Origin of the sequence: Pseudomonas sp. Irchel 3A5 (assembly GCF_900187575.1) — a bacterium.
GTDB classification, from domain to species: domain Bacteria; phylum Pseudomonadota; class Gammaproteobacteria; order Pseudomonadales; family Pseudomonadaceae; genus Aquipseudomonas; species Aquipseudomonas folii.
Genome location: NZ_FYDU01000014.1, coordinates 196080 through 218821 on the forward strand (window position 1 = coordinate 196080; position 22742 = coordinate 218821).

The 22742-nt window shown below is 57.9% G+C and carries 18 protein-coding genes and 1 rRNA gene; 12 read left to right on the plus strand and 7 right to left on the minus strand.

The features are described from left to right. The first annotated feature begins 237 nt into the window (after positions 1-237). Positions 238-894: an ATPase gene (locus tag CKW31_RS22400; RefSeq protein WP_095100251.1), complete on the plus strand. Its 657-nt coding sequence runs from the start codon at positions 238-240 to the stop codon at positions 892-894. A 107-nt stretch (positions 895-1001) separates the two neighbouring features. Here CKW31_RS22400 and CKW31_RS22405 read toward each other — a convergent pair whose 3' ends face one another. Continuing rightward, a complete protein-coding gene (locus CKW31_RS22405; RefSeq protein WP_095100253.1) occupies positions 1002-1901 on the minus strand; it encodes a LysR substrate-binding domain-containing protein in 900 nt (299 codons plus the stop codon). A 107-nt stretch (positions 1902-2008) separates the two neighbouring features. Here CKW31_RS22405 and CKW31_RS22410 point away from each other — a divergent pair, with 107 nt between their 5' ends. Continuing rightward, entirely contained in the window at positions 2009-3397 is a 1389-nt protein-coding gene (locus CKW31_RS22410; RefSeq protein ID WP_095100256.1) for an MFS transporter, read from the plus strand. Then, on the plus strand, positions 3394-4668 hold the full coding sequence (locus CKW31_RS22415; protein ID WP_095100258.1) for a glucarate dehydratase family protein: 1275 nt from the start codon (positions 3394-3396) through the stop codon (positions 4666-4668). Before CKW31_RS22410 ends, CKW31_RS22415 begins: the two co-directional genes overlap by 4 nt. Before the next feature lie 164 nt (positions 4669-4832). Here the strand turns inward: CKW31_RS22415 and CKW31_RS22420 are convergent, their stop codons facing one another. Beyond that, a complete protein-coding gene (locus tag CKW31_RS22420) occupies positions 4833-6269 on the minus strand; it encodes an NCS1 family nucleobase:cation symporter-1 (RefSeq protein WP_095100260.1) in 1437 nt (478 codons plus the stop codon). A 301-nt stretch (positions 6270-6570) separates the two neighbouring features. Between CKW31_RS22420 and CKW31_RS22425 the strand changes: the two genes are divergently transcribed. The 5 genes from CKW31_RS22425 to CKW31_RS22445 all read left to right on the plus strand — a co-directional run bounded on the left by CKW31_RS22425 (position 6571) and on the right by CKW31_RS22445 (position 12572). Further along, positions 6571-7281, plus strand: coding sequence for a GntR family transcriptional regulator (locus CKW31_RS22425; protein WP_095100263.1), 711 nt, complete (start codon positions 6571-6573; stop codon positions 7279-7281). A gap of 19 nt (positions 7282-7300) precedes the next feature. Continuing rightward, on the plus strand, positions 7301-8035 hold the full coding sequence (locus CKW31_RS22430; RefSeq protein ID WP_095100267.1) for an aspartate/glutamate racemase family protein: 735 nt from the start codon (positions 7301-7303) through the stop codon (positions 8033-8035). A gap of 541 nt (positions 8036-8576) precedes the next feature. After that, positions 8577-9362, plus strand: a complete 786-nt coding sequence (locus CKW31_RS22435; protein WP_095100270.1) for a sulfite exporter TauE/SafE family protein — start codon at positions 8577-8579, stop codon at positions 9360-9362. A 226-nt stretch (positions 9363-9588) separates the two neighbouring features. After that, positions 9589-11265 (plus strand): methyl-accepting chemotaxis protein, encoded by a 1677-nt coding sequence (locus CKW31_RS22440; protein ID WP_095100317.1) that lies wholly within the window; start codon positions 9589-9591, stop codon positions 11263-11265. 134 nt (positions 11266-11399) lie between these two features. Then, positions 11400-12572, plus strand: coding sequence for a hypothetical protein (locus CKW31_RS22445; RefSeq protein WP_095100272.1), 1173 nt, complete (start codon positions 11400-11402; stop codon positions 12570-12572). Between the two features lie 115 nt (positions 12573-12687). Here CKW31_RS22445 and can read toward each other — a convergent pair whose 3' ends face one another. Beyond that, positions 12688-13329, minus strand: a complete 642-nt coding sequence (gene can / locus CKW31_RS22450) for a carbonate dehydratase (protein ID WP_095100275.1) — start codon at positions 13327-13329, stop codon at positions 12688-12690. Positions 13330-13488: 159 nt separating this feature from the next. On the opposite strand from can, the gene CKW31_RS22455 reads away from it, so the two are divergent. Beyond that, complete coding sequence (locus CKW31_RS22455; RefSeq protein WP_095100277.1) at positions 13489-13905, plus strand: serine kinase/phosphatase; 417 nt, start codon at positions 13489-13491, stop codon at positions 13903-13905. A gap of 225 nt (positions 13906-14130) precedes the next feature. Here the strand turns inward: CKW31_RS22455 and rimI are convergent, their stop codons facing one another. Both rimI and CKW31_RS22465 read right to left on the minus strand, forming a co-directional pair. Then, on the minus strand, positions 14131-14583 hold the full coding sequence (gene rimI / locus CKW31_RS22460) for a ribosomal protein S18-alanine N-acetyltransferase (protein ID WP_087273743.1): 453 nt from the start codon (positions 14581-14583) through the stop codon (positions 14131-14133). Beyond that, positions 14576-15373, minus strand: coding sequence for an energy transducer TonB (locus CKW31_RS22465; protein WP_095100280.1), 798 nt, complete (start codon positions 15371-15373; stop codon positions 14576-14578). The genes rimI and CKW31_RS22465 overlap by 8 nt, the downstream gene beginning before the upstream one ends. A 143-nt stretch (positions 15374-15516) precedes the next feature. On the opposite strand from CKW31_RS22465, the gene mksB reads away from it, so the two are divergent. The 3 genes from mksB to mksF are packed head-to-tail and all read left to right on the plus strand — an operon-like array spanning position 15517 to position 20316. Continuing rightward, the gene (gene mksB, locus CKW31_RS22470; protein WP_095100320.1) at positions 15517-16788 is read left to right on the plus strand and encodes an Mks condensin complex protein MksB; all 1272 of its coding nucleotides are present in this window, start codon (positions 15517-15519) and stop codon (positions 16786-16788) included. Beyond that, positions 16778-17488, plus strand: a complete 711-nt coding sequence (mksE, locus tag CKW31_RS22475) for an Mks condensin complex protein MksE (RefSeq protein ID WP_027900171.1) — start codon at positions 16778-16780, stop codon at positions 17486-17488. The genes mksB and mksE overlap by 11 nt, the downstream gene beginning before the upstream one ends. After that, entirely contained in the window at positions 17485-20316 is a 2832-nt protein-coding gene (gene mksF / locus CKW31_RS22480; protein WP_095100283.1) for an Mks condensin complex protein MksF, read from the plus strand. The genes mksE and mksF overlap by 4 nt, the downstream gene beginning before the upstream one ends. Positions 20317-20391: 75 nt before the next feature. Here the strand turns inward: mksF and CKW31_RS22485 are convergent, their stop codons facing one another. Both CKW31_RS22485 and rrf read right to left on the minus strand, forming a co-directional pair. After that, positions 20392-22017: a methyl-accepting chemotaxis protein gene (locus tag CKW31_RS22485; protein ID WP_095100290.1), complete on the minus strand. Its 1626-nt coding sequence runs from the start codon at positions 22015-22017 to the stop codon at positions 20392-20394. A 623-nt stretch (positions 22018-22640) separates the two neighbouring features. Then, positions 22641-22742 (minus strand): 5S ribosomal RNA (gene rrf, locus CKW31_RS22490); the annotation flags it as partial.

A 22742-nucleotide genomic window follows, 5' to 3' on the forward strand; every position in this document is an offset into this window, starting at 1 on the left:
ATTCCTGTAGGAGTGAGCTTGCTCGCGACAGCGATCTACCAGTCAAGGAAACCTCGCCTGATAAAACGCTATCGCGAGCAAGCTGTTGTGGCTCACTCAGTTGCTACAGAGGACGCATTCCACCCCACGTTCTCATCATTCGTTCAATCGATAGTCACCATCAAAATTCGCAAGTTCTGCTTTGTGCGGCAAAGGAGGAGGATGGCCACATACCGAACCGCCTGTGAGGAATACGCGATGAGAATTTCTACCCTGCTGACTCTTGTCGCCGTATTGACCGGCGGTGCTTTTGCCCCTGCCTTCGCCGCCGAACAAGCGACTTGCCATTTGCAACCGGTTGCCGACAGCAGCACTGGCTTGCAGCATTCTCAATCGGTGGGTGTGCTGTACAGCGAAAATACGGTCAGCACCCTGAAATATCTTGAGCAGTACCATTCGGTCGCGTTGAACGGCGCGAAGAATAACAACCTTGATTCAAGAATCCGTGAAGCGTTCGTCAACAGTTCCGATCCAAAACTGGCGATCGACTGGCTGAAAGGTTCGCTGCAAAAAGAATTCGCCTCGGTGACTGTCTACGACAACCTTGATGCGGTGATGCAGGCCAGACCCGATGTGGTGGTGATGCTCGACACCTATAACCGTCTGGTGACCCAACGGAATACTCAGGTTGAAGCACGGTTTGTCGCTAAATTCTATGATGCCAATCTGCAATACATCGGCAAGGCCGAAGGTTATGGCGGCAAGGAAATGACTTCGGTGTGGGTACATGACAAGGCCGCCGCTGAAATCGCTGCGCAGATTGATCAGCAGCGTGTGCTGCAATTGAATGCGTTGAAGCAGTTCGATGCTTCGTTGAAGGCGCTGGTTGTTTCGGGGCAGGTTGCTGTTAACTGAGTGAAAAATACTACGACCTCTGTAGCTGCCGAAGGCTGCGAAAGCATTTCGTCTGATAGATTGCAATCGCAGCCTTCGGCAGCTCCTACAGCGACACTGTCTCTACCTCATTGCAGCGACCCTGCCACCGCCCCGCGTATCGCATCCAGCAACATCGCAAATGCCGGATTGTCATTGTCCGACCTCCAGATCAAGTGCAGTTCGCTTTGCACGCCCTCGCCCAGATCAATGTCGCGAAACGTCACGCCTTTGAACACCACGCTCGCCGCGCAGCGCGGCACCAGGGCCAGGCCCATGCCGGCGTTGACCAGCGCCAGAATGGTCAGCGATGACCCCAGCCATTGCACGTACTGCGGTGCTACCCGCGCCGAACGGAACATGCCGGTCAGCAATTCGTTGAACGGCGGATAAGCGGCGTGGGAATACATCAGGAAAGGCTCGGCATCCAGATCCGACACTGAAACCGTTTCAGCAGTAGCCAGCCGATGAGTGCTGGGCACCGCCAGCACAAATGGCTCGCGCACCAGGCACTCGGTGGCAAAACCGGGTTGCAGCAACGGTGAACGAACAATCCCCAGATCAATGCGTCGCGCCCGCATGGCTTCGTGCTGCTGGTAGGTGTTCATTTCTTCCAGCGAGATTTTCACCTGCGGCTGCTTGAGCCGCGCTTCGGCAATCACCTTGGGCAGAAACTCATACACCGCGCTGCCGACAAAGCTGATGGTCACCGAACCGATATCCCCTTCAGCAAACCGCTTGGCTGACGCGGCGGCCTGCTGGGCACGCTCCAACAGGTTTTGCGCCTCCACGAAAAACGCCCGCCCCGCCGCTGTCAACGCCACGCTGCGAGTGCTGCGGGTAAACAGCGCCACGCCCAAATGATGCTCCAGCAACTGAATCTGCCGACTCAGGGGCGGTTGGGTCATGTTCAGGCGTTCGGCGGCGCGGCGAAAGTTGAGTTCGGTGGCGACGGTGGTGAAACAGCGCAACTGGGCAAGCTCAAACATTGATTCATTCCAGGTATCAATCAAGTGCCAATCTAGATTAGACCGGAACAAAGACTGCGTCCATGATCGACTTGTCCCCAAAAAAATAATGATCGGGAGTCGCCTCAGTGAACACAGTCCATAGTCCGACGGACGCCTCAGCGCTTGCCCGGGCAGCCGCCAAGGTCAAGCGCCACGTCCTGCCCCTCTTCGTCATCATGTTCATCGTCAATTACATTGACCGGGTGAACATCGGCTTCGTCCGTAGCCATCTGGAAACCGATCTGGGCATAGGCGCAGCCGCTTATGGCCTGGGTGCCGGGTTGTTCTTCGTCGGCTACGCGATTTTCGAAGTGCCTTCCAACATGCTGCTGCAACGCTACGGCGCTCGCGCCTGGCTGACACGGATCATGTTTACCTGGGGCGTGGCGGCCATGGCCATGGCCTTCGTGCAAGGCGAAACCAGTTTCTACGTGCTGCGCTTTATCCTCGGCGCGGCCGAAGCGGGCTTCTTCCCCGGCATCATTTATTACTTCACGCAGTGGCTGCCAGGCGCTGATCGCGGCAAGGCCATGGCGATCTTCCTCAGTGGCTCCGCTATCGCGTCAGTCATCTCCGGCCCGGTATCGGGCGCGCTGCTCAATGTCAGCGGGCTGGGCATGCACGGCTGGCAGTGGATGTTCCTGATCGAAGGTTTCGCCTCGGTGGTGCTCTGCGCCTTTGTCTGGTTCTGGCTGCAATCACACCCCAGCGAAGCCAAGTGGCTCAGCACTGAAGAAAAAGACGCTTTGATTGGTGCCATTGCTGCGGAGCAGCGTGAACGCGAAGCCTCGCAGGCCATCAAGCCGTCGATGTTCAAGCTGCTGGCTGACAAACAGATCGCGCTGTTCTGCTTCATCTATTTCTCCATCGCCTTGACCATTTACGGCGCAACGTTCTGGCTGCCGAGCATGATCAAGAAGATGGGCAACATGGGCGACTTCCAGGTCGGCCTGTTCAACTCGATCCCGTGGATCATTTCGATCATCGCCATGTATGGCTTTGCGGCCATGGCCAGCAAATGGAAATACCAGCAGGCTTGGGTTGCGGTGACATTGGTGATCGCTTCTTTCGGCATGTTCATGTCCACCACGGGCGGCCCGGTCTTCGCGTTTGTAGCCATCTGCTTCGCAGCGATTGGTTTCAAAGCGGCCTCGGCACTGTTCTGGCCAATCCCGCAAGGCTATCTGGATGCGCGAATCGCTGCGGCAGTCATCGCTCTGATCAATTCCATCGGCAACCTCGGCGGCTTCGTTGCGCCGACCGCGTTTGGCTTCCTTGAGCAAACCACTGGATCCATCGAGGGCGGCCTATATGGCTTGGCGATTACTTCACTGGTAGCTGCGGTGGTGATCTTTTTCGCCCGCACCAAGCCTCGCGGCGATGCGCCAAGCGTGCTCGGCGGCAAGCCTGACGACGCCGATGCGAAAAAAAACATGAATAAGCCTCAAGCCCTGACATCGGGAGCAGCCTCTTGAAAATCAAACGCGTAACCGTCACCCCAATCGCTTTTCGCGATCCGCCTCTGCTCAACGCCAGCGGCATTCACGAACCCTTTGCACTGCGCTCGATCATCGAAGTTGAAAGCGATAACGGCTACATCGGTTTGGGCGAAAGCTACGGCGATGCTCCAGCACTGGCGATCCAGCAGCAACTGCAGACCCAGTTGATTGGCCTTGATCCGTTCAACCTCAACCAGTTGCGCACCATCGTCCAGGCGACGGTGGCGGCCAATAAACCGGCGAGCATTGCCGGTGCCGAACTGGCCCCCGGCTCCCACGCCAGCAAAGCGGTAAGCAATGCCTATTCGGCCTTTGAAGTCGCGTTTCTGGATTTGCAGGCGCATTACTTGAATGTGCCGCTGGTGGACCTGCTGGGCGGAGCGATCCGTGACGAAATTCCGTTCAGCGCCTACCTGTTCTTCAAGTACGCGCAGCATGTGGATTCGCCTTACAAGCCGGATAATTGGGGCGAAGCCCTGAACGAGGAGCAGATCGTTGCGCAGGCTCGGCGGATGATCGAGGAGTACGGTTTCAAGAGCATCAAGCTCAAGGCCGGCACTCTGCCGCCGGAGCATGAAGTGTCCTGCATCAAGGCGCTGAAGAAAGCCTTCCCCGGCTATCCGTTGCGTATCGACCCTAACGGTAACTGGTCGCTGGAAACGTCGATTCGCATGGCCGAACTGCTGGGCGACGACTTGCAGTATTACGAAGACCCGACGCCGGGTCTTGAGGGCATGTCTGAGCTGCACAAACGCACCGGTTTGCCGCTTGCGACCAATATGGTGGTGACGGACTTTGATGAGTTCCGCCGTAGCGTTGCGCTCAACAGTGTGCAGATTGTGCTCGCCGACCACCATTACTGGGGCGGCCTGCGCGACACGCAAGCGCTGGCCAAAATGTGCGACACCTTTGGGCTTGGGGTTTCGATGCATTCCAACTCGCACCTGGGCATCAGCCTGATGGCGATGGCGCATGTAGCGGCGTCAGTGCCGAATCTGGATTACGCCTGCGACACCCACTACCCGTGGCAGGAGCCGGACGAGGAAGTGATCAAGGGCGGCAAGCTGCCAATCGTCGATGGCTGCGTGAAAATCACCCGCGCGCCGGGGCTAGGACTGGAGCTGGATCAGGATCAACTGGGCAAGCTGCACGACCAATATCTGACCTGCGGCATCCGCCAGCGCGATGACGTGAAACAGATGCAACGCTACAAACCGGACTGGAAGGCGGTAAAACCGCGGTTCTGATGTACGTAGAGTCACCAGACAAACCTTTAGCCCGACACTCCCCCTGTGCCGGGCTTTTTTTGCTATCGACGCCGATCCCCGTAGGAGCTGCCGAAGGCTGCGAATCGCGGTATGTCAGATAAATCGCTTTCGCAGCCTTCGGCAGCTCCTACAAAGTCGGCTTCTCACGCCAACGCGGGCGCAGCCATTCTCACATCCCGACGCGCCAGCGCCAGGTAGAACGCGCCGCCCAGGAAGCAACCGGTAAACCACGCAAAGTTGGCAATCGGCTTGAACCACGGCACGAAGGTGAACAGCAGACCGATCAGGGTCGCGACCAGCAAGGCTTTGATAGCTACCGGGTTGAAGCCGTTGGTGTACCAATAGCGACCCGCCGGGGTGTCGTCGAACAGTGCGTCCACATCGATGTACTGTTTTTTGATCAGGTAGAAATCCACCAGCAGGATGCCGAACAGCGGGCCAATAAAGGCGGCCAACACGTCCAGGGTGTAGTGGATCACTTCAGGGTTGTTGAACAGGTTCCACGGGGTGATGAAGATCGAAGCCACTGCCGCGATCATACCGCCCGCACGCCAGCTGATTTTGCTCGGAGCACAGTTGGCGAAGTCGAAGGCCGGGGATACGAAGTTGGCCACGATGTTGATGCCGATGGTCGCCGTCACAAAGGCAAATGCACCCAGCAATACGGCAACGGTGTTATCGATACGGGCCACGGTGGCGATGGGGTCATGAATCATTTCACCGAACACCGGCAAGGTGCCGGAGACGATCACGACCGTCACCAGGGAGAACGCCAGGAAATTCACCGGCAAGCCCCAGAAGTTTCCGCGTTTGACGTCAGCCATGCTCCGGCAATAACGACTGAAGTCGCCGAAGTTCAAGGTAGGCCCGGAGAAGTACGACACTACCAGCGCCGTTGCCATGACCACCTGACCGAATGCTTCCCAGCCACTCAGGGATTTTTCCGACAGGGTAAAGCTGATGTTGCTCCAGCCCGCCTTCCAGACGATCCAGCCTGCCAGAATGAACATGACCGCGTAGACCACCGGCCCCGCCCAGTCGATGAAGCGGCGAATCGAATCCATGCCGCGCCAGAACACGATGGCTTGCAGCACCCACAAGGTCAAAAAGCCCATCCAGCCGAGATACGACAGGCCGGCGAATTGCACCTGAGCAAGACTTTCCATCGACGGAAAGAAGCGCAGCACCACAATGACCAGCGCGCTGGACGCCAGATAGGTTTGCACCCCGTACCAGGCGACTGCGATCAAGCCACGAATCACCGCGGGAATGTTTGCGCCGAACACACCGAATGCCAATCGGCAAATGACCGGATAAGGCACAGCGGCTTGCTGACTCGGCTTGGCGAGCAGATTGGCAATGACCTGAATGATGCAGATCCCGACGAGTAAGGCGATCAGCACCTGCCAACTGGCCAGGCCCAGCGCGAACAGGCTGGCGGCGAACACATAGCCGCCCACGCTGTGCACGTCGCTCATCCAGAACGCGAAGATGTTGTACCAGGTCCACTTCTGCTTAACCGGGCCAAGATCTTCGTTGTACAAGCGAGGGCTGTAGCCCTTTGGAATTTCTGGATTCATCGCACGCACTCTCCTCTGATCGATGCCGCTCCGGAGACTGCATACGGAGGCTGGCTTTATTTGTATACGATCTGAAAGGCATGATGCATGCCAAACCACAAGAATTGGCTCGTAGAGCAGGCAGTAGAAGCGTTATGTGATATTGATCAATACCAATGAAAGCCAGCAAATGCGCGATTAAAGTGCATGAATGCGCACTGGCAGTGCATACAATCAGGTGTTGCAACACACCAAGTGAGTGATGGCAAACCGTACAGAGTTTGTATACGATCACCTCACATTCACCGGTTAAAGCGGCCCTATGAATCCTCTCTTCCTCGCCAGTCCTGCCATGAGCGATTCGACGTTGAGTCGCGATGAACAGATTTATCAGGACATTCTTGAAGCCATCGTCGAGCACCGACTGTTGCCGGGCACCCGTCTGCCGGAAGATGCCCTTGCTGAAGTGTTTGCCATCAGCCGCACCGGTATTCGCAAAGTCCTGCAAAGACTGGCACTGGAGCGACTGGTGACCTTGCGCACCAATCGCGGCGCGGAGGTCGCTCAGCCGACCGCCAAAGAAGCTCAGGATGTGTTCGCCGCCCGCCAGTTGATCGAGCCTGCGCTGATGCCTGCCGTGGCTGAGCAGATTGATGCCGCGCAACTGAAGACGCTGCGCAGACTGGTCGATCAGGAGCACGAGGCCCAGCGCGAAGGCCTGCACAGCCGAGCCATTCAATTGTCTGCGCGCTTTCATGTGCAACTAATCGCACTGGCCGACAATCAGGTGCTGACCGAACAGGTTGCCCAGTTGACCACCCGCTCATCGCTGATCATCGCGGTTTACGGTTCACGGCACAGTGTTGGCTGTGACTGTGGCGATCATGAGGAACTGCTTGGGTTGCTCGAAGAAGGCAAAGGCGCTTCGGCTGCGCAATGGATGGGCAAGCATCTGGCAAGCATCCGCGCCAGCTTGCAGGTCGATCAGGTGACGCCGGTTGAGCCGGACTTCAAAACCATTTTCAAGCGTTGATCCGCGAGTCGAGCCTTCCATGAAAATCCAGGTCATCAATCCCAACACCAGCCAGAGCATGACGGCGAGCATCGGACGCGCCGCACGCGCAGTGGCGCGCCCCGGTACAGAAATCATCGCCTGCTGCCCTGATTCTGGCCCGGAATCCATCGAGGGCCATTTCGACGAAGCCATCGCAGCCGTGGGGGTGCTCGAAGAAGTCCGCAAAGGCGTCGCCGCGGGATACGACGCGCACATCATCGCCTGCTTCGGCGACCCAGGCCTGTTGGCGGCACGGGAGTTGGCGCGCGGTCCGGTGATCGGCATTGCCGAAGCGGCCTTTCATGTCGCCAGCCTGATCTGCACACGCTTTGCTGTGGTCACCACGCTGACGCGCACCCGGATCATCGCCGAGCACCTGCTGCGCAATTACGGTATGACCGAGCATTGCACTTCGGTGCGTTGCGTCGATGTACCGGTGCTTGAGCTGGAAAGCATGGGTGAGCAAGCGTTGGCAGAGCGCATTGCAGAACAGGCGATACAGACCCGGGATAACGAAGGTGCGGGGGCTATTATTCTCGGTTGCGGTGGCATGGCGGACTTGCCGGGGCTGGTCAGTGAACTGACGGGTTTGCCCGTGGTTGATGGTGTCGCCGCGGCTGTGAAGCTGGCCGAAGTGCTGGGCGAACTGGGGTTAGCCACGAGCAAGCATGGGGATCTGGCCTTTCCGCTGGCCAAACGCTTTACCGGTCGGTTTGCGCATTTCGGCCGTTAACCAGACTCACTTCGAGAAGCGCGCGGCAGCGATGGCGTCCTGTCTCATGCACCGCGTACAACCCTCTCGCCAACAAGTTGCCTCCTACCCCACACCGCGCCAACCGGTAGGAGCGAACTTGTTCGCGAGGCGCCAGGCCTGATTCACCGCGCACAACCCTCTCGCCAACAAGTTGCCTCCTACCTCACACCGCGCCAACCGGTAGGAGCGAACTTGTTCGCGAGGCGCCAGGCTTGATTCACCGCGCACAGCCCTCTCGCCAACAAGTTGCCTCCTACCTCACACCGCGCCAACCGGTAGGAGCGGACTTGTTCGCGAGGCGTCAGGCCTGATTCACCGCGCACAGCCCTCTCACCACTAAGCGTGCACTCCCAGGGGGTCTGATGTCCGCTACGCGATAAGCCCGACAAACAACTGCTTCCATTAAGCACCAATAAAGATATATCGATAGACCGTATCGATATAAGGCGTTATTAAAAACGTCGTTATGCTGCCGCCTGTTTTTTTCTGGCAGTCGCCCTTTTTGTTGTGAGATGCAGTAATGGATTTTGGTGGCTTGGGTTTGGTTGTTGCGGGTCTGGTAGTGGGTTTCATCGTCGGAATGACGGGCGTGGGCGGCGGCTCGCTGATGACGCCTATTCTGTTGTGGTTCGGGGTTAACCCGGCGACGGCCGTTGGTACTGACCTGCTCTATGCAGCCATTACCAAATCCGGCGGTGTGTGGGTTCATAAAAGAAACGACAACATCGACTGGAAAATCACTGGCTGGCTAACCATGGGCAGCGTCCCGGCAGTGCTGCTGACGCTGTGGTTTCTCAGCACCCTGCACGCCGCGCCGGATGCCATGAACGCGGTGATCAAGCAGGCCTTGGGCATTGTTCTGTTGCTGACTGCCGCAGCGGTGTTCTTCAAGAAACGGCTGCTCGCGTTCGCCCACAATCGTGCAGGCGGCAGCTATAACCCCAGCGGCAAGAGCCTGAATGCGCTCACGGTCTTTACCGGCCTGATTCTCGGCACCATGGTTGCACTGACGTCCATTGGCGCTGGAGCGCTGGGCACCGTGGCGCTATTCATTCTTTACCCCTTCCTCGCCACCCGCCGTCTGGTCGGCACAGAAATCGCCCACGCCGTGCCGCTCACGCTGGTTGCAGGTCTGGGCCATGCAGGGATGGGCAACATGGACTGGGGGATTCTCGGCTTCCTGCTGCTGGGTTCGTTGCCGGGAATTTATCTGGGCAGCCATCTTGCGGGCCGGGTGTCGGATGACATCCTGCGTCCGTGTCTGGCGATCATGCTGGCATTTATTGGGTACAAGTTGGTGTTCTAGATTTTGTTGGAGCGAGGCTTGCCCGCGATGAGCATGCCGCAAATATCAGGTCAATCGCATCCATCGCGGGCCAGCCCGGCTCCCACACGAATCTGCGTTCGCAGTCACGTATCCACGCAGTTCTGCAATCCTCTGTTCATCGCTAACTTATGCGATGTCACAAAGACATCACACAACTGCCCTATAACCCAGTCTCCGATGTTTCTATCGACTGGGTTTGCCTGCCGTGAAAAAGTTAATACCTGCCATTTTCCGCCGACGTTCCGGGGCTACTACTGTCCTGCGCCGCTTCAGAATCACTCAGCGTCTGGTGCTCTGTTTCGGAATCACTTCGCTGCTCACCATCGGACTAGGGGCGTTCTGCCTGTTCCAGATGCAAGAGATCCGCAAGCAAGGTGAAACCGTGGAAAGTGGCTCGCTGCCCAGCATCGCCATGGCCGATGCGCTGGCGATCACACTGATCAAAATGCGCAGCGAAAGCATCCGCCTGATCGCCAATGCGGACGACCCCGGCGCGGTTGTTACCAGCAAGATCAACGTTGAAACCCTCAAAAATGACGCCGAGAAAGGCTTCTCCGATTATCTGGCCCACGTTAAAGACAGCACCGAACGAGATTCCCTCGTCGCCTTGCAAGATGCTTATAAAGCGTTCATCCCCGGCCTTTATGACGAGATCGCGCTGATCGAGCAGCGCAAGATTGAAGACGCACGCATGCTGGCCAATACCATGCTGTCCTTGCAGGGCGACCTGATGGACATGCAGGTGCAACTGCTGCGCGAACTGAACAAGCAAAGTGCAGCGACTGCAGTCGACAATGCCAGTGCCAGTTACGCCCAAACGCGGATTATCGCGCTAAGTGCCATCGCGGCGGTACTGACCCTGACCTTGTTACTGGCCTGGCGTTTGAGCGTCAGCATCATTCGTCCGGTCCGCCAGGCATTGAAGATTGCCAGTACCATTGCCAATGGCGATCTCAGCCCGCAACCGATCCCCGAAGGCAAGGACGAAACGGCTCAGCTGTTGACCATGCTCGGCCAGATGCGCGGCAATTTGCACACCACCATCGAGCAGATCTACGCGGCGGCCAATCAGCTATCGCAGTCGGTGCAGGAAATGAGCAGCATCGCCGAATCCGGGGCGGACAACCTGAAGCTGCAGAACAGCGAAATCGAGCAGGCGGCAGTGGCGGTCAACCAAATGAGCCAGGCGGCTATGGAAGTCGCCAGCAATGCCAGCAACACAGCAACCGAATCTCTTGCGTCGAACGCAGCAGCGGCCAACGGTAAGGCGCGCCTCGCCGACACTATTGGCTCGATCAAGGAACTGACCGGCAATGTGCTGGACACTTCGCATCAGGCTGAAGGGCTCGCTGAGCGCACCTTGAGCATCAGCAAGATCCTTGATGTGATCCGCGCGATTGCTAACCAGACCAACCTGCTGGCACTCAATGCTGCCATCGAAGCCGCCCGTGCGGGTGAGGCCGGACGGGGGTTTGCCGTGGTGGCCGATGAAGTCCGTTCCCTGGCGCAGCGCACCAGTGCCTCAACCACGGAAATCGAAGGGCTGATCAATAGCGTTCAGCAAAGCACTCGGGAGACCGCCGAGGCGCTGCGGCTCACGGCGACGCAAGCCAACGTGACCCTCGAACAGGCCGCCGCGACCGGCGAAGCGTTGACCGTAATCATCAGCTCAACCTCCACCATCAACGATCGTAACCTGCTGATCGCCAGCGCGGCCGAGCAACAGGCACAGGTAGCCGGTGAAGTGGACCGTAACCTCAGCAGCATTCGCGAGCTGTCGGCCCAAAGTGCATCCGGCGCGCACCAAACCACGGCTGCCAGCAATGCGCTGTCGGTGCTGGCGACGGATTTGAACATCATGGTTCAGCGTTTCGTGCTTTGAATAAATCGATAGGAGACGCTTAAAGGGAGAGGTAATAAATATTTACCGCGCCCCCATTTATTCGTAATGGCACATTGCTTCAATATTGCAGCAACCCCAAAACCTCGGGGCAGATTGCCAAAAAGGATATGAGCATGCTGAAAGCCGCTGTATGGACTGCAACACTCGCCACTCTGACGTTTGGTGCCATGGTTCAGGCCGATGTCAACGTCAAGCTCGGTAGCCGGGAGCGTGTCACTCAACTCTTCGCATTTCCGAACAATTGCAACGTCATCTGTTATCGCAACTGGACGCTGGAACAGACCGTCGAGCACTATCTGACGCAAAGCGTGCAGCGCGATGGCTACACCGGCAAAGTCACCGTCACTAATGACAACGATGTGATCTACGCGCAGATCAGCGGTGTGCCAGAAGGTTATGACAAACCCCTGTCCCAACTGCTGGACGCGGGAGACCTGGCTTACAGCGGCGCGCAAAAACTCCTCGCCTCCGGGCCTGACAAGTGGCAGTACAACTGGTACTTGTTCCTGCCGCTGGGCATGGCGCTGGAGAACCGCAAAAGCGTTGAGCTGCTGCACTTTCCGCCAGACTATTCCCTGACCCAGGCTCAGGATTATCTGAAGTCCAATACCACCGACCGCTGGGCACAGCTCCTGACCTACAACGGTATCCCGACCGCGCAGACGCCGGGTTATCAGACCATCATCGATATCGCGCCAATTGCCGCGCCAGCCTCGGCGGGCAGTTCGCTGGAAGGTGTGTACAGCTACTTTCAGGATTATCAGACCACCATGGTCAAGCAGTTGAGCCAGAACGCTGCAGGTGCGTCGCTGCCAATGGTTGCGTTTGGTGCGCCGGTGCGCAACTGGATCAAGCAACAGTACTCAGCCAGCGTGCCGGTGCTGGGCCTGGCAACCATCAGTCCGAATCCTGGGCAGAATGTGCCGGTGCTGGGCTCGAACCATCCGAGCTACATCTGGTACGCCGCAGACAAGGCCAACTATGGTGGCGATGAAGTCAAGGCAGATGCCGCCGGATTGGCGGTCATGGGCCAGGATTTGAGTGCGGCCTGCTGGCAGGCGGGGATGGGGCAAAAACCAGGCGCGGACCCGAAGGCTACCTTGAGCAACTGCACGCAGAACTGGCAGGTCACCAACAAGGCCAAGACCTGTGTGCTGTTCTACACCGATGTGCGCAAGCTGACACAGGCACAAGCTGACGCCAAATGCACGACGAGCTCTGTATCTCGCTCGTTGAAACAGTTGCAGAAGCCACTGACGGCGCCGGCGGTTCATCCGTATATGTAACGCCCGCAGGAATCATGACGTGGGACCGGCTTTAGCCGGGAAAGCTGCCTGTCAGACGCCACATATTCAGTGTCTGTCCGGGCCTCTTCCCGGCTAAAGCCGGTCCCACAACTGCTTACTCCCCCAATGGACGCAAACGGTACTGCGGCGGCAATTGCTCAAAACCGCTGATGGTCGCGTTCAGGCTTTTCCAGCGGCCGTCCTTGATGCCGTAGATGCAACCGTGGATCGAGAGGCTCTGCCCGCGATGCCAGGCGTTTTGCACAATGCTGGTATGGCCGACGTTGGCCACTTGCTGGATGACGTTGAGCTCGCACATACGGTCAACGCGCTCTTCCTCGGTGGGCAGTTCTGCCAGGGTGTCGCGGTGCTCGTAATACAGATCACGAATCGTGCGCAGCCAGCCATCGATCAGGCCCAACTGGCGGTCCTGCATCGATGCGCGTACCCCGCCGCAGCCATAGTGGCCGGTCACCAGAATATGTTTGACCTTCAGTACGTCAACCGCGTACTGGATGACGGACAGGCAGTTGAGGTCGGTGTGCAGCACGACGTTCGCGACGTTGCGATGCACAAACAGATCACCCGGCAGCATGCCGACGATCTCGTTGGCAGGTACGCGGGCGTCCGAGCAACCTATCCACAGGAATTCCGGGGTCTGCTGACGTGCCAGCTTGGCAAAAAACTCGGGATCTTCCTTGGTGATCGCATCTGCCCAACGTTCGTTGTTGTCGATCAGGTCTTGTAGCTCGTTCATGTGTCATGCCTCGAAGATGTGCCAGCTTATGACTGGGGCTCGACGGTCCGGGTCACTAACTTCTGTTGTGCAGATTCCCGATCCGCTCGTGCAAGCAAAGTGAATCTTCAGAATAGGTGCCGGTCCACCTTTCAAGCCCCTGAATAACGAGGATTCGCCATGAATGATTCCCGCCGCCCTTACGGTGCAACTCAACCCGAGCCGATTGACGATAACGAAGATCGCATGGGCTCAATGCGTGAGCTGGATTTCGACGACAGAGGCGACGATGCACGCATCGGCGACTTGATCCCGGAAGACGAGCTATCCCGCGAAATCCCTGAGCAGCGAGTGCGCGAAGCAGGCCTTACCGGCGCGTCGACTCCGGATCATCACCCGACTGACGACGATCTGGACCCAGAGATTCTGATCCGCGAAGACGGCGCCCGCTCCGCCGAAGAAGAAGGTGAAGACAGCCCCGCCGACTTCGATCTAACGGTAGTCGACGAAGATGACATTGGTGGTGGCGATGGTCTGGATGAGGCTGAGCTGGGCCGACTGGATCCGCTGGACGGAAAGCCTGAAAAGCGCGAGTAACCTGAGACATATAAAATCTGTAGGACCGGCTTTAGCCGGGAGGGCATTATTTCTGGCGACGGATATTAAGCGAATGTCCAGACGCCCTCCCGGCTAAAGCCGGTCCTGCGACATGGCGTCATTCGCGAAGTGGCCGGTACATCCGAAGGTTATGTATCGCTCAAAACACCGCCTTCCCGAATAAATTCGGTCCTACCGGGAAATATGTCTGGTCGGTATTCCGGGTTACTCAAACAACGTGCACGCCATGACCAGCGCATCTTCGCGGCCGCCAGCAACCGGGTAGTAATCCCGGCGGCGGCCGATTTCGTTGAAGCCGAAACGTTCATAAAGGCGATACGCAGCGCGGTTGCTGTCACGCAGTTCGAGGAAGCATTCCCGGGCATTCAGCTGGTAAGCACGTGACATCAAGTGTTCAAGCAGGCGCAAACCCAGACCGCGACCCTGACTCTCCGGTTTAACGGTGATGTTGAGCAAATGCGCTTCATCAATGATGACTTGCACCACGCCATGACCGACTTGCTGGGAGCCTTCGAACATCAGCCAGATTTCGTAGGACTTGAGGCCATCAAGAAAAATGCCGCGAGTCCAGGGATGGGTGAACGCTGCGTATTCAATCTTCAGCACAGCGTCCAGATCCGCCTCCGTCATCGGGCGGAAGGTTATTGCGTCACTCATCGATCGGTTTCCAGCGCGCCATCAGCCGACGCATGGCTTTCCAGACATCGGCCTTGCGTTGCGGCTCGTCCATCAGTAATTCCAGACCCGGCAACGCCCAGGCAGAACCCAGGCCTTCAACCTCGAGTTCACTGTTATAAGCCTCGGCGTTGGCCTCACCAGCGAAGCGCACCGATGGCAGACCTACCAGCCAAAGGCAGGCACAAGGCGCCTCTTCCAGACGAGCCGAGACAAAACCCTGAACGAAATCACGAGCCGCTTCAGGACCTTGATCAATCTGGCCGCGGCTCAGCAAAGGCCATCGCACCGGTTCACCGATAATCTGCGGACTGTCCGGCAAACCGGCAGCGCGCAGCATGTCCTTGAGCAGCAAATAAGCCGGATCACGACTCTGAAACGCCTGGCCTGTGGGTAACTCCACCAGCACCATGCAGCGACCAGCGCGCAGCAACTGCAACGAAAAACGCGGCGGCGGCACAACGGCAGCCTTGACCGGCGCGGGAGTGGCCTCCTCTTCGGCAACCGCAGGTTTTCGGGTATTGGTGGCCGCAGGTCTCGGTACTTCGATCTTTGGCCGTACTACAGGCGCCGGACTCGCCGCAACGGCACTCGCCACTTGATTGACCGCAGCCTCTGGCACCGCGATATCCGCCACCGGTTCAACCTGTGGCGCAAGCGGAGCAAGCAGCTCCGGACGTGACGGAGCGGCAAAAGGCAGTTCGGTGCGCGGCAGCCAATTGACCACCTGCATGGCAGTCAAATAAGCGCGGCGGCGGGACTCGTTGAGCAAAGGTCAGCCACCTGTGGATAAGTTAGGACGGCGATTCTACAACTCTTCGCACTTTCCCGCCGCAGTTGATCGTCAGGAGGTGAAATCCGAAGCCCCGGATGCAGTACAATCGCCGCTTTTATTTGCCAACAGTCGGCCTTCCAATGATCGAACCTAAGCGCGTCTTGCGCGCACTTGCCGAGCACTGGGCGCTTCTTGAGCCGCTGTGCGAACATTTCGACCAAGGCACTCTGAGCCTGAGCGAATTGCGCTTGCAGCTGGCCGCACAGCAACTGGACAGCACACCCCAGGACATCACCAACCTGCTGGATGTGTGGATTCGCCTGGATATCCTGGTGCCAGTGGCGAAAAGCCCCAACCGCTTTGAACTTAACGCACAGATTCACGACTTCCTGTCGTACCTGCGTCGCGAGCACCGTTTGGGCCTGTGCCTGGAAATCGAAGCCTACCTGCGCCATCTGGAGCGTCTGGCAGGTTATATCCAGGACGCCTTTGATATCCGCGACGCCAATGACCTGGCCCGGCAACTGCGCTTGCTGGACATGCGTGTGCGCGACGTCCTGAAAAAGCTCGCCAATGACGAACAGGCGTTGGTGGGGGTTGCTGATCGCGCCAAGACCAGTGATCGACAGATCCCGCTGCGTCAGCGTTACGCCGAAGTGCTGGCGACCTGGGACGAATACGTCGAGCCGATGATTCAATTGGTGAACGCTGACGGCGCTTTCGAACAAGGCGTGCGCAAGGTCGAGAACGTGCTGTTGCGCTTGCTGACTGAACAGCAACGCCTGGGCCAACTGGTCGACGACGACATGCTGCTGCGCACCCATGCGCGCATCCTTGAAATGCAGACCAGCGCTCAGTTGACGCTGCGTCATGCCCGCGAACTGTTGCTGCCGCTGCGTGAAGAAGCCCGCCGTCACAACGCAGTCACTCGTGGCGCGGCACTGGCGTTGTCGGCGATTCGCCGTAAAGGCATCGATGCTGTGCCACAAGCGGCCATGCCAATGTTCACCCGTCCGCAAAGCACCTTTCTGGGCAGTGCAAACCAGGTCGAGGCGTACGTCTACGCGCTGGCACGCTTTGAGCCGAAACCGGCGAAGTTTCCCAAGGCGGGGGGCGGCAAACGCAAAGGTGATTCACCGCAAGCGCCGCGTACCGTCAAGGAAATGCTCGAGCGTTGCGAAGACGCCCTGCCGATGCCGGACCTGATGGTCTGGCTGCTGGAGCAGGAGCCGAACGGCGCAACCGACGAATTGCTGTACTGGTTCTCGCGCCTGTCCCGCGAGAAACGCTTCACCCGCGAACGCCTGGAGCGTCGCGACTACTTCACCCAGGAGCATCAGGTCAGCCTGCGCTCCTTCGCCCTGCTCGCCAGCAGTGATGAGCAAACGGGGAACCCAGCCAATGCATCTTGATCTTTCCGAAATGTCCCAGCTCGCGCCGATCTTCCGCGAGCTGTTCAAAGGTTTCCACATCAGCCGTCGCGACCCGGAGTTGTACGCGCAATTGTCAAACGCACAGGATCAATACCGGACGCTGTTCAAGGCGCTGGGGTTTGAACTGGTGTGCGACACCCGCGGCTTTTATTACTTCGTTCCGGATCAGGCCGCTGCGCAGGTCAACAAGACCGCGCAACGTCTTGCGCTGTTCACGTTCATTCTGGTTGAGCACCTTGCCGACCAGGGGCGCGACCCGGTAGCCGTGCTGGACGGCGGCAGCCTTGGGCGCGATGAACTGCCCTCGATGCTGGAGAAGTATCGCGACCTGTTCTTGCAGGCCGAAGTGCAGACCCAGGACGAGCTTGAAGAGAAAATCATGCGCCGCATGACCCAGCTGGGTTTCGCCGCTGAAGAAACCGGTATCTATCGCTTCCTGCCGCCGATGCACCGCTTCCTCGACGTGTGCCTCTCGGTGCAACAGGACCGCGATCTTGCCGCTAGCCTGCACAGTGTGCTGCCGCTGCCCGTGCCGGTACTGATCGACGAAGACAGCGATGAAAAGCTGCTGCAAACCGATGACCCACTGGACCTCGCCGAATTCGAAGACGTGGAAGAGACCGAAGAGCAGGCCCTGGCCCGCGCTATCGCTGACGAGCAACAGGAGATGGATGCATGAGCCAGGAACGCTACGGCATCCGCCGCTTTGCCCTGCTGAATACGGCCGGTTACAGCCTTGGGCTGTTCCCGCTGGAACACCCGCTGTCGGTGTACGGTGCCAACAACCTTGGCAAAAGCGCCTCGATCAACGCACTGCAATTCCCGATTCTGGCGCGCATGTCGGACATGAGCTTCGGCAAGTACAGCCTGGAGCAGTCCCGCAAGTTCTACTTTGCGTCCGACACCAGTTACATTCTGGTTGAAGTTTCCTTGCCCCACGGTCCGCACGTCATTGGTGTGGTCGGACGTGGCCCGGGTGGTGGTTTCGGTCACCAGTTCTTTGCCTATGCGGGCAAACTGGATCTGGGCCACTATCAGAAGAACGATACTTGCCTGCGCCAGAAAGAGCTGTTCAGCAATCTGGAAAGCCAGGGCCTTAAAGCCTACGAACTCAAGCCTGACGAATTGCGTCGCTTGCTGGTGGGCGGTCACACGTCCATACCTCTGGACCTGACGTTGATCCCGCTGCGTTCAACCAGTGAACAGAGCCTGAAGACTTTCCGGGCACTGTTCATCAATTTGCTGCACATGCGGGAAATCACCGCAGCCAAACTCAAGCAGTTGTTCCTCGATGCGTTCGAACACAGCCTGCGTTCCGGTAGCGTGGATTACATCGCCGCGTGCGAAGAAGCATTTCGCGACGTGCGACGCATGGAGCAGGACTACAACTCGCTAGTCAAAGCGGGCCCACTGGTCGAAGCCCTGGCGGCAGGTGTCGCTCAGCGTGATCTGTTGCGCGGCAAACTGCATCGCCTCTCGCCACTTCTGGATTCGTTGCTCGGCACGTGGATGGACTACTCCACCGCGCGTAAGGAAGAGCTGGTTATTCAGGCCGAGCATTACCGCAGCCAGCAGGATGATCTGCAGAATGATCAGCGCGGTGGCACTCAGGAGCTGATGCGTCTGGAGCGGGAAATCAGCAGCATTCAGCGCTGGATCGGCGAGCTGGCGGTCCTCAAGAACCGATTCGCGCTGATCGACGACGCCAAAGTGCTGGAACAACAGTTGCTGGCCGCCAAGGATGCTCACGACGAACTAGCCGGTGCTTTGGCGCAATCCCGTCAGTTCAGTGCCGAAGACCTGGACGAACGTCTGCGGGATCTGGAAAAACGCCTGAAGTCGGTGAAGCAGCAACTCGATCATGCGGACAACAACAGTTATGCACGCCTGCGCGAAGAGTTCTCGCAGCCTGACGTAGAACGCCTGATGCGCCTGTTCAACAGCGCCCTGTTCAGCTTGCCACTGGGTGAGCAAGGCATTGCGCTGGATGATGGCGACGCGTGGGTCAAATCCCTTGAGGCGATCCTTGATAGCTTCAAAGGCGACCAGTTCCAGGTGCCGGGTCTGTCGATCAATCTGACCAACATCGAGCCACCTGCCCTGCAGGCGCTGGCTGATCGTGCTGCGTTGCGTGATCAGAAAGAACGTCTCGAGAAAGAGCTGAAACAGCTCAAGACTCAACAGGCTGTGGCTTCTGACCGTGCAGCAAGCAAAACGCAAACTGAAGCCCTGTATCAACAAGTGCTGGATGCTCAAAAAGCGTTGGAAGACTTCCGTCGCTGCCAGACCTTGAGCGCCGAGGAAGCCGAGAAGCATGAACAGTTGGCACAGATGGAAGCCGCGCAGGATGAACTGAAGCGCTCCAGCGATGCGTTCACCGAGCGCGTCCAGCAACTGTCTGCCAAGCTGCAACTGGTCGCACGTCAGATTGGCGACCTGGAGTCCAAGCAACGCACGCTGGATGACGCCTTGCGTCGTCGTCAGTTGCTGCCTGCCGATCTGCCGTTTGGTACGCCTTACATGGACCCGGTGGATGACTCGCTGGACAACCTGTTGCCGCTGCTCAACGATTATCAGGACAGCTGGCAGGGTTTGCTGCGCAGCGATGGTCAGATCGAGGCCTTGTATGCCCAGGTCCGCCTGAAAGGTGTAGCCAAGTTCGACAGCGAAGAAGACGTAGAACGTCGCCTGCAGCTGTTGATCAATGCTTACGCACACCGCACCGACGAAGCCTTGACCTTGGGCAAGGCCCGTCGCGCAGCCGTGACGGACATTGCGCGCACGTTGCGTAATATCCGTAGCGACTACGACAGTCTTGAGCACCAACTGGCCCTGTTCAACCGCGAGATCAACAAACGTCAGGTGTCCAACCTGGCCAGCTTCCGCATCGTGCTCGCTCCCAACAAGGAAGCGCTTAAGCATATCGACCAGATCATCCACAGTGCTGGCCAGTACGAAGAAGGCGAAACGCTGTCGGTGTTCGACCTGAGCCAAAGCGCTGAGCAGGACAACAAGAACGAAGAAGCCAAGGAGTATCTGGCGCGTCTGGTAGCGGCAAACCACAACCAGTTGGGCTTGAAAGACCTGTTCGAACTGGCTTTCGAGATCACCAAGGTCAACGGCCAGCCAGTGATCCATACCGACATCGACGGCGCGGCATCAAACGGCACCACGATGACCATCAAAGCGCTGACCAACATGTATTTGTTGCTGCACTTGATGGATCGCGATCAAGCCGGTCGTGTGCGCTTGCCTTACTACCTGGACGAAGCGGCGGACATCGACGAGAAAAACCAGGCAGCGCTACTGGAGACGAGTTTGCAACTGGGCTTCGTACCGATTCTGGCGAGTGTGAAGCCGCAAGTCTCGGCTCATGTGGCGATCGACCTGGAAGGCGGCAGCGGGCCTAACGGCATCTACATTGATGAGGCAGACTGGAAGTACATCCGTCGCCGTGATGAGGTGAAGGCGACTGTTTCGGAAGTCGCAGAGGAAGCGGCCGAATAAGCTGAGTCCCGGATGAGCAAAAAGGCCGCATGAAAATGCGGCCTTTTTTGTGGGCGTTTCGTGGTTCGGCGTTCGTTAAATCTTGAACTTGCCCACCATCTGATTCAACTCGACAGCCAGACGCGACAACTCCTGGCTCGCAGCATTGGTCTGGTGAGCGCCGTCGGCAGATTGGAGGGACAGATCACGAATGTTGACCAGGTTACGATCCACTTCGCGGGACACTTGCGCCTGCTCTTCTGCAGCGCTGGCGATGACCAGGTTACGGTCAGAAATTTCACCCACGCTGCGGGTGATTTCCTCAAGAGCATCACCAGCACTGCGCGCAACATCCAGAGTGCTTTGAGCGCGGCTGCTGCTGTTCTGCATAGAAGCCACAGCCTTGCTGCTACCTTGCTGAATGCCGCTGACCATGACTTCAATTTCTTGCGTGGACTGTTGAGTACGATGGGCGAGCGCCCGGACTTCGTCAGCTACCACCGCAAAACCACGTCCGGCCTCCCCGGCGCGAGCAGCTTCAATGGCGGCGTTCAGGGCCAACAGGTTGGTCTGCTCAGCGATGGCGCGAATTACATCCAGAACCTTACCGATATCTTGAGTCTGGGCAGCCAGACTGCGAATCTGCTCGGAAGTGACTTCGACATCCGTGGTCATCTGCTGGATAGCATTAACCGTTTCCTGCACACGCTGGCGACCTTGCATGGCCGAGGTGCTGGACTGCTGCGAAGCAGTGGAGGTGTTGACTGCGTTGCTGGCCACTTCTTCGACAGCGGCCGTCATCTCGTTGACGGCAGTGGCGGCCTGTTCGATTTCGTTATTTTGCTGCTGCAAGGATCGCGAACCTTCCTCGGTCACCGCATTAAGCTCTTCGGCCGCAGAAGCCACTTGAGTGGCCGAGCCGGAAATACGCTGCAGGGTGTCGCGCAGGTTCATCTGCATGGTTTGCAGCGCTTGCTGCAGGCGCGTGACTTCATCACGACCGTTCACTTGAGCCGTAGTCGTCAGATCACCACGCGCAACGTCTTCCGCGGCACGTACCGCCTCACTGAGCGGACGAACGATGCTGCGAGTCAGTAGCACTGCCAGCAGGACCGTCAATACGGCAGTCAGAACCAGGACGGCAATGATGATGTTACGTGCGCTGATGTACTCACTCGCAGACTCTGCAACGGCGGCATCTGCGCCTTGGCGATTAAGCTCCAGCAGACTGTCGACCAGTGGTGCCATCTGATCTGAATACTTCTTGAGCTCACCGCTGATCAAACCTGGAATCTCAGCGTCACGCTTGGCGAGTGACGCCTGACGCAGTTTGTCTTGAGCGACAAGGTAGTTGCTCAGCGCTTCTTTGAACTGCTGAAACTTCGTGCCTTCTTCCGAGCTGCGAACCAAAGGAGCGTATGCAGCGACAATCGTATTGGCTTTCTTGGTCAGGACTTCAAGGCGGGCTTCTGCTTTGTCGATATCCGCCTGAGTGCGATTGACCATGATGAGATAAGACATGGTACGGAAGCGCGAGGTGGTATCAGCCAACTCTCCCAGCAGCCGAGTGGACTTCAGCCAGCCTCCGCCGAGGTCCGTAGTGTTTTTGTTGAGGCCAGACATTTTGTCGAGACTCATCACACCGAGGAACAGAACGAATAAGGCCATGAGGGAGAAACAGAGAGCGGCGCGAAGGGCAATTCCAAGATTACGCAGTGTCATGCGGGCTGAACTCACAGAATGAAGTTAGCAAGCTATCGGCTGCGTTACGGGAAGATGAAGGTGTATCCGTATGTTTCATTTAGCAGCGGTAGGAGCGAACTTGTTCGCGAGGCGACGGTACATCCGCAGCTTATGTATCGCCTGACACACAGCCCTCCCGAATAAATTCGGTCCTAACAAGGCTGGCGCATGAACGCCGGACCGGTAGGAGCGAACTTGTTCGCGAGGGGGATGGTGCATCCGCAGACTGTGTATCGCCTGACAGGCAGTCCTCCCGAATAAATTCGGTCCTACCGAGGTTGGCGCATGGACGCTGGACCGGTAGGAGCGAACTTGTTCGCGAGGGGGATGGTACATCCGCAGCCTGTGTATCGCCTGAAATGCAGCCCTCCCGAATGAATTCGGTCCTACCGGGTTGGCGCATGGACGCTGGACCGGTAGGAGCGAACTTGTTCGCGAGGGGGATGGTGCATACGTGGCCTGTGTATCGCCTGAAATGCAGCCCTCCCGAATGAATTCGGTCCTACCGAGGTTGGCCAGAGCGCGCGCATAACCCGCTAATTTTTTCAGACACACAAACAAAACCCCTGAACGCGTAAGCGATCAGGGGTTCTGGAATTTAATCTTGACGATGACCTACTCTCACATGGGGAAACCCCACACTACCATCGGCGATACATCGTTTCACTACTGAGTTCGGGATGGGATCAGGTGGTTCCAATGCT